This is a genomic window from Nocardiopsis camelliae (genome assembly GCF_028993595.1).
GTDB lineage: Bacteria > Actinomycetota > Actinomycetes > Streptosporangiales > Streptosporangiaceae > Nocardiopsis > Nocardiopsis dassonvillei.
In genome coordinates, this window is record NZ_CP118614.1 from 5466271 (window position 1) to 5478743 (window position 12473).

The following is a 12473-nucleotide window of genomic DNA, read 5'->3' on the forward strand; positions in this document are numbered from 1 at the left end:
ATCCCGCACGTCATCCCCGCCACAACGGACCGCTCAGCTCCCGCCCTCCCCGTCCCAGCGGGCCCTGCGCATGTCCACGCGATCGCTTCCCGGGCGCATGGGCGTGCCCTCCGCCGCGTAGTGGGACAGGGCGCGGACCTCGTTGCATGAGGGCGGTCTGCCGTCCGCGCGCACCACGCGCCACCAGGCCACCGCACCGCCCCAGGAGGACATGACCGAGCCGACCTGGCGGGGTCCTCCCCTGCCGACGTACTCGGCGATGTCGCCGTAGGCCATCACCCGTCCCGACGGGATCCGCTCGACCACCGCCAGGACCTCCTCGGCGTAGTCGTCCGGCCCGCCCTCCGCGTCCTCGAACACAGGCGGCAGCCTACCGGGGACCGCCGACACGGCGGGGCCCGCCGCGGAGGCGGACCCGGCGTGCGCGCGGTGCCGCGGTCAGGCGGTGACCTGGTCGCCGTGCGCGCCCCAGGCCAGTTCGGGGTCGCGCCTGCGGGCCTGGCGCGCCTTGACGAGGCCGAACGCCCCCAGCAGCGCCACGACGGCGCCGAGGACCCACGCCGTCCAGGCGGCGGCGGTCAGGTCGGTGAAGCCCAGCAGCCACGGCATCACGAAGACCAGGACGCCGATCGCGAGGACGCCCGCCTCGCTCGACAGCGCCCCCGGCCGGGTGATGGACATGACCGAGGCCACGATGACGCCCAGCCCGAGGACGAACATCGCGCCCCCGCCGAAGCCGTACATCCCGTGCCAGATCCAGCTCAGTCCCAGGGCCAGGCCGGCGAGGATCGCCACCCAGTCCGCCCAGCGTCCCCTGCGTCCCATGGAGCCACCTCCCGAGGAGCGGGCCGCCGTCGGCCGACGGCCCCTGACCGACCCCTACCCACCCGGCGCGCTGAGCAGGCACGACGGCGGAACGGGGTCCGGGTCCCGGGCCGGGGCGCGAACGCGGCGGGGCGGTGCCGGAAGTCGCCTCCCGGCACCGCCCCGCCCCCGTCGGGCCCGTCCGTCTAGTACTCGGGCAGGCTCGGGTCGACCTGGTTGATCCAGGCCAGGACGCCGCCGCCCACGTGGACGGCGTCGGAGAACCCGGCCGCGTGCACCGCGGCCAGCGCCTCGGCGGAGCGGACGCCCGACTTGCAGTGCAGGACGATGCGCCGGTCCTGCGGCAGCTGCTCCAGGGCCCTGCCGTTGAGGAACTCGCCCTTGGGGATGAGCGTGGCACCCGGGATGCTGACGATCTCGTACTCGTTCTTCTCCCGGACGTCCACGAGGAAGATCTCCTCGGGCTTGTTGTCCAGCAGGTCCTTGAGCTCGCCCGCGGTGATCGTGGAACCGGCGGCGGCCTCGGTGGCCTCCTCCGACACGGCGCCGCAGAACGCCTCGTAGTCGATGAGCTCGGTAACCGGCTCGGTGTCGGGGTCCTTGCGGACCTTGACCTCGCGCCAGGACATCTCCAGGGCGTCGAAGATGAGCAGGCGGCCCACCAGCGGCTCACCGATGCCGGTGATCAGCTTGATGGCCTCGTTCACCATGACCGAGCCGATGGAGGCGCACAGCACACCCAGGACGCCGCCCTCGGCGCAGGAGGGCACCATGCCGGGCGGCGGGGGCTCGGGGTACAGGTCGCGGTACTGGGGCCCGTACTCGTTCCAGAAGACGCTGACCTGGCCGTCGAAGCGGTAGATCGAACCCCACACATACGGCTTGTCGAGGATGACGCAGGCGTCGTTGACCAGGTACCGGGTGGCGAAGTTGTCGGTGCCGTCCAGGACCAGGTCGTAGTCGGCGAAGATCTCCAGCGCGTTGTCCGACTCCAGGCGGTCCTGGTGCAGGATGACGCGGACGCCCGGGTTGACCTCCTTGATGCTGTCCCGGGCGGACTCGGCCTTGGGGCGGCCGACGTCGCTCTGTCCGTGGATGACCTGGCGCTGGAGGTTGGACTCGTCGACGACGTCGAAGTCGATGATGCCGAGCGTGCCCACGCCCGCGGCGGCCAGGTAGAGCAGCGCCGGGGAGCCCAGGCCGCCCGCGCCGACGACCAGGACCTTGGCGTTCTTCAGGCGCTTCTGCCCGTCCATACCCACGTCGGGGATGATCAGGTGACGCGAGTAACGGCGCACCTCGTCCACGGTCAGCTCGTCAGCTGGTTCCACCAGCGGCGGCAGCGACACGGTGACTCCTCATGTCTGTTCGGGTTGCTTCGCACCGCCCGTAGCGCGGGGGCCACCGGGCGAGGGGGCGGGGAGGCGAAGCGTGCTTGCACTTATACCCAACCTAACGGGTGGGGTATTGCATTCCCGTCACCGGGAGGCGTGGAGCACACCCTTCGCGGGCCCGTCCCCGCCAGTCACAACCAACGCGGCGTGCGAGTTCATCCCCGGGGCCGCGCGTACCGGCCGGGGCGGCGGGTAGTGGTCGGGCGTACGCACGGCGACGACGTTGGGGAGGACCCCGTGGCACAGGAGAACCGTTCCGTGGGACGACGCCCGGCCGCCGGAGGGGACCCCGGGGCCGAGGTGCCCGAGGCCGACGCGGTCGAGCAGCGCGCGTCCGCCGGGGCCGACGGGGGCGGGGACGGGTGGGAGGAGCCGTCCGAGGAGAGCTTCGAGCACGCCGCCGAGGCCGACGTCGTCGAACAGGCCCGCGAGGCGGGCGCGGACGACGAGGAGCGGCGCTGACGGGGGCTCCCCCGCCCGGGACCGCGTCCTTTTTCCTCCGCTTCCTCCCGGCCGCCGATCGCGGCCCTGACCACGTGTTCGGCCGGTGCCGCACCGTGCCCGCCAGGGGCCCCGACAGGCTTCCCGCTGCTCACGGGGAACTTACGCCGGAGTAGGATGAGGGGGACCGCTGTGGAGCGCGCCACTGGCCGCGGTCCGCAAGCACTAGCCACGCAGATGTCCGGTTATGGCGTGCATCTGCCATGCCGAGTTCGGAGGGTCGGTGTGACAGCTCCTTCAGACTCCCGCGCCCGGGGAACCCGTCTGCCCCGGGTCAGGCGCCGTCGCCAGCTCCTGGCGGCGGCCCAGGAGGTCTTCGTCGCGCGCGGGTACCACGCGGCGGCGATGGACGAGATCGCCGACCGCGCCGGAGTCAGCAAACCGGTCCTGTACCAGCACTTCCCGGGGAAGCTGGAGCTGTACCTGGCCCTGCTGGAGGAACACTCCGAGGTCCTGGTCGACAAGCAGCGCGAGGCCCTGGAGAGCACGGACGACAACCGCCAGCGCGTCATCGCGAGCTTTCGCGCCTACTTCGACTTCGTCGCGGGCGACGGCGAGGCCTTCCGCCTGGTCTTCGAGTCCGACCTGCGCAACCTCCCGGCCGTGCGGGCCAAGACCGAGGAGACCTTCCAGCGCTGCGCCGAGGCCATCGGCGAGGTGATCCGCCAGGACACCAGCATCTCCGACGAGGAGGCGCACCTGCTGAGCATCGGGCTGGTCGGCATGGCCGAGACCAGCGCCCGGTACTGGCTCAACAGTCGCGGCTCCGTGCCCAAGGACGCCGCCGAGCAGCTGGTGGCCCGCCTGGCCTGGCGCGGGATCAGCGGCTGGGACCTCCACCGCGGCTCCGGCGAACAGGCCTAGCGGGCGCGACCGCCCCGAAGGCCCCGTGCGCGCACGGGGCCTTCGCCTTTCCCTGCGGTTCCCGGAAAGCGCCCCGGAACACGGAAAAGGGATTTCTTCCCACCTTCGGGCAAGGAATGCCCCAAAAAAAGGCAATCACCTCCGCTTGCGTGGGACAAGCGATTCAATTGCCGCCCTCCGGGTATCGCCGGAATGAGAAGTAACGCACTTCTCTTCGCCGTATCCGCCCGGTCCTTCGCCTCGAAGCCCCGGCGGAGCAAGCGATTTGGGGGTGAAGACGTTATGGACATGGGTCAGGGCCTGTCGACGGCCTGGCAGGCGGTGGCGAGTTTCGTGCCGCTGCTGATCGGCTTCCTGGTGATCCTGGTCCTGGGATGGATCATCGCCTGGCTGGTGGGCAAGGCGGTCGCCAAGGGTCTGCACGGAGTCGGACTGGACCGCGCCCTGCACCGCGGAGGTGTGGGCGAGTACTTCGAGCGCAGCCGGTGGAGCGCCAGCGAGCTGTGCGGAAAGATCATCTACTACGTCGGGCTGCTGTTCGTGTTCACGCTCGCGTTCAGCGTCTTCGGACCGAACCCGATCAGCACGCTGCTCAACGACGTCATCTCCTGGATCCCGCGCGGCATCGTCGCGCTGGTGATCGTGGTGGTGGCAGCGATGATCGCCAAGGCGGTCCGCGACATCGTCTCCGGCGCGCTGGGCGGCCTCTCCTACGGCCGCTTCCTGGCCAACGCCGCGGGCGTGTTCATCCTGGCCCTCGGCGTCATCGCGGCGCTGAACCAGATGGGCGTGGCGGTGACCGTCACCGTGCCGGTGCTGATCGCGGTCCTGGCCACGATCGGCGGCATCCTCGTCGTCGGCGTGGGCGGCGGCATGATCGAGCCGATGCGCTCGCGCTGGTCCCGCTGGCTGGACGTGGCCGAGCGCGAGACCGGCCGCATGAGCGAGGAGAGCAGCTACCGGGCCGGACGCGAGGCGGCCCTGGGCCGTCCGGCGGCCGCCGAGCGCACGGAGCCGCGCGAGGGCGCGACCTCCCAGAGCGCACGGCGCGGCACGGGCGGCGAGCCGCCCGCTCCCTAGCCGGGGGCGCGGACACGGAACGAGGGCGGGGCCGTGCGGCCCCGCCCTCGCCGTGTGCCGTCGGGGGCGCTCCGCGGACCGGTGCGAACGGCCCGCGGGCCCCTACAGGAACTCGGAGTCGCGCAGTTCCAGGCGGGAGAGGTGCTCGATCCGCCGGAAGGTCAGTACGACGGAGGCGATGATCGGGAGGAAGGCCAGCCAGAAAGCGGCGTTCCCGGGCCCGGTGAAGACCATCGACACCAGCGCGACGACGAAGATCAGTGCGAAAAGCGCGAAGTCGACGCGGTCCTGTTGGATCAGGACGCCGACCGGTGGGCGCGCCGCCCCATGCCGACCGCTCCTCATTCGCCTTCCTTTCTCGCGGCTCTGCGGGCCGCTCCGCCAGTTACGGCGCCTGTGGGTCCGTTTTCCGGACCGACATAACGCCGTCAGTCCCAGGTTGCATTCCGCAGGGCCCTGGTTCCGCCGCGGTGCGCCGGGCCGTCGTCGGCCGCTGTGGAGTCACCGGTACTTTTCAGCGTACGCCCGATGACGGGTTTCCACCGGAGAACGGGCAGGGGCGGGGGCCACGAGGAGCTCGGGTTGTGGACCACACCGTTCTGCGGACGCCACCAAACCTAGCGGACGAAACCGCGCTCCTTGGCCAGTCGGCAGATCGCGAGGATGCGCAGCGTCTCCCAGTCGTACTCGACCGCCTCGGAGTCCCAGCCCCGTTCGAGGCAGCCGTCGAGGAACCCGTGCAGGTAGGTGCCCAGGGTGCGGGCGTTGAGCTCGCCGCCGGAGGAGGTGATGCCTTCGCACACCTGTGCGGCGTGCTGGTCCAGCTCAGCGCACATCCAGGGTTCGATCGGGGCGCCGAGGGGGCCGATCCGGTGGAAGTCACGGGTGAGTCCGGCCAGCGGATGGCGCACGGAGGTCCCACTGGGCATGGAAGTACCTACTCGCGTGGTCAGGAGACGGAAACTTCATCGATTTTACGGCCAGTGCCCAACGAATCGTCACGAAAGTGTTGGATATTACCCGCGCTTGACCAAGGTCGCACAGGTCCCGGTCAAGGACGGGCAAGGAATCGGGCCGCCGCGACGGCGGGTCAGGCGGTCAGCCCCATGGCCTTGAGGCGGTCGGAGTGGCGGTCGGTGAGCGAGGCGAACATCCGGCTGACCGCGGCGAGGTCGCCGAGCCCCGTGCCGTCCGCGTCGTGTCCGCCGCCCCCCGCCAGGAGCGCGGCAAGCCGGGGGCGCGAGACCGCCACCGCCTGCGCCTGACTGAGCGCCTCGCCGACCAGGCGGCGCGCCCACAGGGACAGGCGTCCGACCAGTCTGGGGTCCTTTTCCACGGCGGCGCGCACCGTCGCGGAGACGAACTCGGCCCGGCCGGTCTCGGCCAGCACGCCCTCGACCAGGGTGCGCGTCTCCTCGTCGGCCAGCTCGGCGACCTTGCGGTAGAAGTCCCCCGCGATGCCCTCGCCGACATAGGTCTTGACCAGGCTCTCCAGCCAGCTCTGCGGCTCGGTCCTGGCGTGCCAGGCGTCCAGCGGCTCCACGAAGGGCGCCATGGCCTCCTCGGGCACGGTGCCCAGCTCCTCCAGCCGGTCGCGGAGCGACTGGTAGTGCGCCTGCTCCGTGGCGGCGAGGGCGGCGAGCTGACCCTTGGAGCGCAGCGACGGGGCCAGGCCCGCGTCGTCGGCGAGGCGGAAGAAGGAGCCGAGCTCCGCGTAGGCGAGCAGGCCGAGCAGGTCGATCACGCCGGGCTCGGCGGAGGGGCCGTGGGTCATGCCCGCCAGGGTATCGCCAGGCCGTCCGGGCGCCGAACCGGGGACTAAACGGACCGAAGGCACGGTTGTACACGCCGGGAGCGGGTACGGTCCAAGCCGTCCACAGCCCGGTGAACTGGTATGTCCACCTGGCGAGTCACCAGCTAGACTCTGCGTGATGACCGGTGTGTGCGCCCGACGCGGACATCTCCCTCACACACGCGGGATCTCCCACGTACCGGCGCCGCGGAGGCGGCGCCCGCACAGGCGCGGACCCCACCGACGGTGGCCCGGACCGCGCGAGGAACAACGACGAACCACGGATGCACCCCGTTCCGAGCGGGGACGGTCCCGATCCGCGGCCGGACAACCCCTGCGCCGCACGGGACATCACGGCAGCGCCACCGCACCGTTCCGCGAGAGGAACGACCGGTGAGCCGCGCCCCCGCGGCGGCCAGGAGCCGTCCGCGACCGCATCCCGCCGCGGCCACGCCAACGTTGCGGCCCGCCAAGATGGAGGCTTGAGCCCTGAGCAGCACAGAAGAGACGACCAAACCCAAGACGACCTTCCGCGACCTCGGTGTGAACACCGAGCTCGCGGACGCCCTGGAGGCGGAGGGGATCGTCGAGCCCTTCCTCATCCAGGAACTCGCCCTGCCGATCGCGCTGGGCGGCAGCGACATCATCGGCCAGGCCCGTACCGGCACCGGTAAGACCCTGGCCTTCGGCCTGCCCCTGCTCCAGCGGTCCCAGAAGGACCCCGGCACGCCCAAGCGGCCGCGCGCCCTGGTCGTGGTCCCCACCCGCGAGCTGGCCATCCAGGTCGCCGCGGACCTGACCACCGCCAGCAAGCGCAGCGGGACCCGCATCCTGACCGTCTACGGCGGCCGCTCCTACGAGCCGCAGGTCAACGGGCTCAAGGAGGGCACCGACGTCGTCGTCGGCACCCCGGGCCGCCTGCTGGACCTGGAGAAGCAGAAGCACCTGCGCCTGGACGGGGTGTCCGCGGTGGTGCTGGACGAGGCCGACAAGATGCTCGACCTGGGCTTCCTGCCCGACATCGAGCGCATCCTCACCAAGACCCCGGACGAGCGCCAGACCATGCTCTTCTCGGCCACCATGCCGAGCGAGATCGTCTCCCTGTCGCGCAAGTACCTGCACCGCCCCACGCACGTGCGGGCGAGCGACGACGACGAGATCGACGGCTCGGCCATCACGGGGCAGATCACGCAGCACGCGTTCCGCACCCACCAGATGGACAAGATCGAGATGCTCGCCCGCCTGCTCCAGGCCAGCGACCACGGCCAGAGCATGGTGTTCTGCCAGACCAAGCGGGCCTGCGACCGGGTGGCGGGCGACCTGGAGGCGCGCGGGTTCGCCGTCGCGGCCGTCCACGGCGACCTGGGGCAGAGCCAGCGCGAGCGGGCCCTGCGGGCCTTCCGCAACGGCAAGATCAACATCCTGGTCGCCACCGACGTGGCCGCCCGGGGACTGGACGTGGACGACGTCACGCACGTGGTCAACTACGAGACCCCCGAGGACGAGAAGACCTACACGCACCGCATCGGCCGCACCGGCCGGGCCGGGCGCAGCGGCACCGCCGTCACCTTCGTGGACTGGCAGGAGATGCCGCGCTGGAAGCTGATCAACGGCGCCCTGGGCCTGCCCTTCCACGAGCCGGAGGAGACCTACTCCACCTCGCCGCACTTCTTCGAGGCGCTGCGGATCCCGGCCGGGACCAAGGGCAAGCTGGCCGAGGACCGGCGCGACGAGCACGCGGGCCTGGAGGCCGAGGAGATCGAGGACATCGGCGACACCGGGGTGGCCCGCGGTGAGCGCGGCGGCCGGCGTGGCCGGAGCCGCGGCGAGGGCGCCCGCTCGGGCGGCGGACGCGGTGAGAGCGTCCGTGACGAGGGCGGGCGCGGCCGCGGCCGCAACCGTTCGCGCCGGCGCACCCGCGGCGGCCAGAGCGCGGCCGGGGCCGAGACCGCCCCGGGCGCGAAGCCCGAGAGCGCGCCCGCGGTCCAGGAGGCGCCGCGCGAGGGCGCGGCCCCCTCCGACGAGGGCGCGCGCAGGGTACGCCGCCGCCGCCGCACCCGCGGCGCGGTCCGCAGGGACCCCGAGAACACCTGACCCCTCCCGGCGCCCGCCCGTGGCGGGCGTCGCGGCCGTGCGCCCCGCGGCCCGGTCGCGGGGCACTGGGACCGACGTCCGCGCCGGTCCCGGTCCTCGGCCACGGCCCGGGTTGTCTCTGCCCGGGCCGGCGATCGTCTAGGGTGACCCGACGTGAGTACACCTCAGTTCATCGACCTGCCACCGGGCGTGCAACGCGCCGATCTGAACCTGTCGTACGGTCCGGTGGCCGCCCTGCGGGCGCTGCCCACCTCCGGCGGCCCCGAACTGGCCCCCGCTGTCCTGGTGCACGGGTTCACCGGCAGCAAGGAGGACTTCATCGCCCTCCTCCAGAGCCTGGCCCAGGCCGGGCGGGAGGTGGTCGCGATCGACCTTCCCGGCACCTACGAGTCGCCGGGCCCCGAATCCCTCTCCCCTCCCCCGGGCGTGCGCAGACCGGACTACGGCCTGCCCTCCCTGGGCGCGGTGGTCGCCGAGGTCATGGACCAGGTCGGTGACGGCGGCCCCGTCCACCTGCTGGGCCACTCCTTCGGCGGGCTGGTCTCCCGGGAGGCCGCGCTGGTGGAGATGGCTCCGCTGGCCTCGCTCACCCTCCTGTGCTCGGGCCCCGGCGCCCTGAGCGGCCCGGGCGCGCGCACGGCGAGCGCCCTCGTCGCCGCCGTGTCCATCAACCCCACCGCCGAGCGGCTCCGCGAGCTGTGGGAGGAGCAGTTCGACTCCATGGCGCGGACCCGCAGCCCCCGGGCCGAGATCCGCGAGTTCCTGCGCGAGCGGCTGCTGAGCAGCAGCGCCGTGGGCCTGATGCACACGGCCGAGGAGCTGATGTCCGCGCCGGACCGCGTGGACGAGGTGGCCCGGCTGGAGGCCCCCAAGCTGGTCCTGTACGGCGAGAACGACGACGCCTGGCCGCTGGAGGAGCAGGACCGGATGGCCGAGCGGCTGGGCGCCAAGCGCATCGTGGTGCCCGGTGCCGGGCACTCCCCCAACGTGGAGGCGCCCGAGACCGTCGCGAGCGCGCTGACCGCGTTCTGGAACGAGGCGGAGTCGGTGGGCCGCCGCTGACCCCGGCCCGCACGGCGACGGCCGCCGTCCCGTCCGGGCGACGGGGCGGCGGCCGGACGGGGGCGGGGCCCCGGGAGGTCCTTGCTCAGACCCAGGAGTCGAAGTTCTTGCCCTCGGCCGCCGCGGTGGTGGCCGGACCGCGGTCGGGCAGGATGCGCGTGTCCGGGGGCAGGGACAGCAGCGCCTCGCCGATGGAGGCGAGCTGCGTGGTGTAGTCGATGTAGGTGTTGCCGACCATGCCGGGCTCGCCCTTGCGCAGGGTGTCGCCGCCGAAGACGACGCCGCGCTCGCCCAGGTAGTAGCCGACGGTGCCCGGGGAGGTTCCGGGCAGGGCCAGGACGTCGATGTGCAGCTTGCCGATGTCGAGGGCGCCCTGGCCCTCCACCTCGATCTCGGGGCGGTGCTCGGCGCCGTGGTGGCGGCGCCAGGCGCGCATCTCGCGGGGGTGCAGCGCGATGGGGGCCTCGGACTCCTCGGCGACCTTGATGGCCGACTCGATGTGCGGGCTGTAGGCGTTGGTGCAGGCCACCAGGTAGACCTCGCGCTCACCGACGGCCGCCAGGACCGCCTCGGCGTCGTGGCCGGGGTCGATGACGACGACGCCCTCGTCGTCGGCGTCGATGATCCAGGTGTTGCTGACGACCGGGTACTCCTCGCCGTCGAACTCGAAGGTCCCGGCGGTGCGCACGCGCGTGATGCCGTCGGCGTCGGGGCCGGTCACCCCGGCCTCCTCGCCCTCGTCCGCGAAGACGTCGGCCTTCACCGGCACCTCGTCCTCGGCGTCCTCAGCGTCCTCTGCTTCCTTGGCGGACTCGTCGTCCTCGGCGGAGTCCTCGGAGCCGTCCGCCTCACCGGCCTCGTCCGTCTTCTCGTCGTCGGCGGGGTCCCCGGCGTCCTCGTCCTTCTCCGCCTCGGCGGGCTCCCCGGCGTCGGCGGCGGGCTCCGCGGCGCCGTCGTCAGCGGCCTCCGCAGCGGCCTCGGCGGTCCCGGCCGGGTCCTTCGCCGCGTCCTCCGTGTCCCCGTCCCCGCCTGCGGCGGCGGTCTCCTCGCGCTCCGCCGCGGCCTCCGCAGCGGAATCGGTGGCCTCCTGGCCCTCCTGCTTCTTCGACTTCCGATTCCAGAACACGGCTCAGACCTCTCGACTTCGTCCGGGTATGGGTGGTTGCGCTGCGACCATTGTCGCGCTCCCGCACAGTGGTCGGTACCGTACCGGACCCCGGGGCGGCGACACGCGGTTCACCCCCGCAGAAGGGGGACCCCCGTCGCGGGCGCCACCAGCCGTTCGAACGCCTCCGGGTCGGTGGTCCTGCACCCCAGGCGGCGGCCGGTGAGGCTTCCGTGGTCGTCGCTGGAACCGGTGACCAGCACGCCCAGCTCCTCGGCCACGCCCCGCCAGTGGCGGGCCTGGTGCCGGTTGTGCGAGGGGTGGTCGGCCTCGATGGCCCCCAGTCCCGCCCCGGCCATGCGCTCCACGAGTTCGAGGGGGACCGCGCCGTTGAGGGCGCCCTCCGCCCGCCCCGGGTGCGCCAGCGAGCAGACCCCGCCCGCCGCCCGGACCAGCTCCACCGCGCGGACCGGGTCGATCGCGTACCGCGAGACGTGGGCCGGACCGCCGGAGCCGATCCAGAGGTCGAAGGCGTCCTGCACGTCCTTGGCCGCGCCCGCCTCCACGATCGCGCGGGCCAGGTGCGGGCGGCCGATCGTGTTGGCGTCGGCGTACTCGTCGCGGCCGGCGCCCGCGATCTCCAGCACCCGCTCCCAGGTGACGCCGACCCCGTGCTCGTGGAGCTTGCGGACCATCTCCTCGGCGCGGGAGGCGCGGTCGGAGCGGACCCGGCGCAGTTCGCCGTCGAGCGCGGGGTCCTCGGGGTCGAACAGGTAGCACACCAGGTGGACGCTGGATCCGGCGTGGGCGCAGGAGAGCTCCATCCCGGGGACCAGGGTGAACCCGGGGGGCAGGTGCTCGGCCGCCTCCCGGATGCCACCGACCGTGTCGTGGTCGGTGAGGGCGAGCACGTCGAGGCCCGCGGCGACCGCGTGCTCGACGACTTCGGCGGGTGTGTCGGTTCCGTCGGAGACCGAGCTGTGGGCGTGCAGGTCGATACGTGTCACCGGGCGATTGTACGTAGGGCGCGGTCGGGCGCGCTCGGCCGGGGCGGAACCCCCCGCCGGTTCAGTCCGCGTCCCGCCGGGGGGCCAGGGCCCGGGTGAGGAACGGGCTGGGGGCGCCGAAGGGCGGTTCCAGGGAGAGACCGCCGTCGCGGATGTCGCGCAGGTCCCGCAGGGAGCCGATCTCACACATGAGCACGCCGGTGTCGGCGGAGGCGAAGACCAGCCACAGCCACTGGGCGAGCGCCTCGCCGGTGTAGACGGCGCGGTCGGGGCCCACGTCCAGGCTCCACAGGGCGATCTCGTGGCCGTCGAAGCGGACCTTGGCGTCGGCGGCGGAGGCGTCGAAGCCGTGGCCGGGGTCGGGGCCCTCCAGCCCGGCGAGGCGGGCGCCGAGCCCGACCCCCGGGTCCTCGGCGACGATGACCACCTCGCCGACACCGCCGACCAGGTCGGGCCCGGAGAGGGCCACGGCCGTAGCGAGGGCGCCGCTGCGGTCGTCACCGGCCTCGGCGAAGCCGGTGACCACCCAGTTGGCGGGCAGCGGCCAGGGGATCCAGACCGGGACGTGCGCCTGGGGCAGGAGCGCCTCCAGAGCGGCCGCCCCGGGGGCGCGCACCTCCTGGAGGGGCGCCACCGGGCCGTGGGCGTCACACTGCCAGGCGCTGGTCCACAGCCCCGGAGGCTGGACCGCGCGCCCGCAGCGGGGACACGTGGGCTCGGACTTCATGCTGCTCAGGGGTCTACCCGAG

At 72.8% G+C, this 12473-nt stretch carries 14 protein-coding genes; 5 read left to right on the top strand and 9 right to left on the bottom strand.

Annotation, left to right across the window (positions count from 1 at the left end; translation table 11 throughout):
* Positions 1-33 precede the first annotated feature (33 nt).
* The 3 genes from PV789_RS23790 to moeZ form a co-directional block, all read right to left on the bottom strand.
* A complete protein-coding gene (locus PV789_RS23790) occupies positions 34-360 on the bottom strand; it encodes an MGMT family protein (protein ID WP_274974628.1) in 327 nt (108 codons plus the stop codon).
* A gap of 78 nt (positions 361-438) precedes the next feature.
* On the bottom strand, positions 439-825 hold the full coding sequence (locus tag PV789_RS23795) for an SPW repeat protein (RefSeq protein WP_212642913.1): 387 nt from the start codon (positions 823-825) through the stop codon (positions 439-441).
* A gap of 185 nt (positions 826-1010) precedes the next feature.
* The gene (moeZ, locus tag PV789_RS23800) at positions 1011-2174 is read right to left on the bottom strand and encodes an adenylyltransferase/sulfurtransferase MoeZ (RefSeq protein ID WP_274974629.1); all 1164 of its coding nucleotides are present in this window, start codon (positions 2172-2174) and stop codon (positions 1011-1013) included.
* Between the two features lie 282 nt (positions 2175-2456).
* Between moeZ and PV789_RS23805 the strand changes: the two genes are divergently transcribed.
* The 3 genes from PV789_RS23805 to PV789_RS23815 all read left to right on the top strand — a co-directional run bounded on the left by PV789_RS23805 (position 2457) and on the right by PV789_RS23815 (position 4664).
* Complete coding sequence (locus tag PV789_RS23805; RefSeq protein ID WP_475466035.1) at positions 2457-2681, top strand: Rv3202a family protein; 225 nt, start codon at positions 2457-2459, stop codon at positions 2679-2681.
* A 264-nt stretch (positions 2682-2945) separates the two neighbouring features.
* Positions 2946-3584, top strand: coding sequence for a TetR/AcrR family transcriptional regulator (locus PV789_RS23810; RefSeq protein WP_274974631.1), 639 nt, complete (start codon positions 2946-2948; stop codon positions 3582-3584).
* A 282-nt stretch (positions 3585-3866) separates the two neighbouring features.
* The gene (locus PV789_RS23815; RefSeq protein ID WP_274974632.1) at positions 3867-4664 is read left to right on the top strand and encodes a mechanosensitive ion channel family protein; all 798 of its coding nucleotides are present in this window, start codon (positions 3867-3869) and stop codon (positions 4662-4664) included.
* A 102-nt stretch (positions 4665-4766) separates the two neighbouring features.
* On the opposite strand, the gene PV789_RS23820 is transcribed toward PV789_RS23815, so the two are convergent.
* The 3 genes from PV789_RS23820 to PV789_RS23830 all read right to left on the bottom strand — a co-directional run bounded on the left by PV789_RS23820 (position 4767) and on the right by PV789_RS23830 (position 6438).
* Entirely contained in the window at positions 4767-5009 is a 243-nt protein-coding gene (locus PV789_RS23820) for a hypothetical protein (RefSeq protein ID WP_013154833.1), read from the bottom strand.
* A gap of 272 nt (positions 5010-5281) precedes the next feature.
* Positions 5282-5593, bottom strand: a complete 312-nt coding sequence (locus PV789_RS23825) for a DUF6401 family natural product biosynthesis protein (protein ID WP_047870279.1) — start codon at positions 5591-5593, stop codon at positions 5282-5284.
* Between the two features lie 161 nt (positions 5594-5754).
* The gene (locus tag PV789_RS23830) at positions 5755-6438 is read right to left on the bottom strand and encodes a ferritin-like fold-containing protein (RefSeq protein ID WP_274974633.1); all 684 of its coding nucleotides are present in this window, start codon (positions 6436-6438) and stop codon (positions 5755-5757) included.
* Positions 6439-6999: 561 nt separating this feature from the next.
* Between PV789_RS23830 and PV789_RS23835 the strand changes: the two genes are divergently transcribed.
* Together PV789_RS23835 and PV789_RS23840 are read left to right on the top strand one after the other, a co-directional pair.
* Positions 7000-8550 (top strand): DEAD/DEAH box helicase, encoded by a 1551-nt coding sequence (locus PV789_RS23835; RefSeq protein WP_274974634.1) that lies wholly within the window; start codon positions 7000-7002, stop codon positions 8548-8550.
* Positions 8551-8739: 189 nt separating this feature from the next.
* Positions 8740-9612 carry an alpha/beta fold hydrolase gene (locus tag PV789_RS23840; RefSeq protein WP_274978231.1) on the top strand — a complete coding sequence of 291 codons (873 nt, stop codon included), beginning with the start codon at positions 8740-8742 and terminating at the stop codon, positions 9610-9612.
* A gap of 85 nt (positions 9613-9697) precedes the next feature.
* On the opposite strand, the gene PV789_RS23845 is transcribed toward PV789_RS23840, so the two are convergent.
* The 3 genes from PV789_RS23845 to PV789_RS23855 all read right to left on the bottom strand — a co-directional run bounded on the left by PV789_RS23845 (position 9698) and on the right by PV789_RS23855 (position 12451).
* Positions 9698-10738 carry an MBL fold metallo-hydrolase gene (locus PV789_RS23845; RefSeq protein ID WP_274974635.1) on the bottom strand — a complete coding sequence of 347 codons (1041 nt, stop codon included), beginning with the start codon at positions 10736-10738 and terminating at the stop codon, positions 9698-9700.
* 110 nt (positions 10739-10848) lie between these two features.
* On the bottom strand, positions 10849-11724 hold the full coding sequence (locus PV789_RS23850) for a PHP domain-containing protein (protein ID WP_274974636.1): 876 nt from the start codon (positions 11722-11724) through the stop codon (positions 10849-10851).
* Positions 11725-11785: 61 nt separating this feature from the next.
* Entirely contained in the window at positions 11786-12451 is a 666-nt protein-coding gene (locus PV789_RS23855; RefSeq protein ID WP_274974637.1) for a DUF6758 family protein, read from the bottom strand.
* Between the last annotated feature and the right edge of the window lie 22 nt (positions 12452-12473).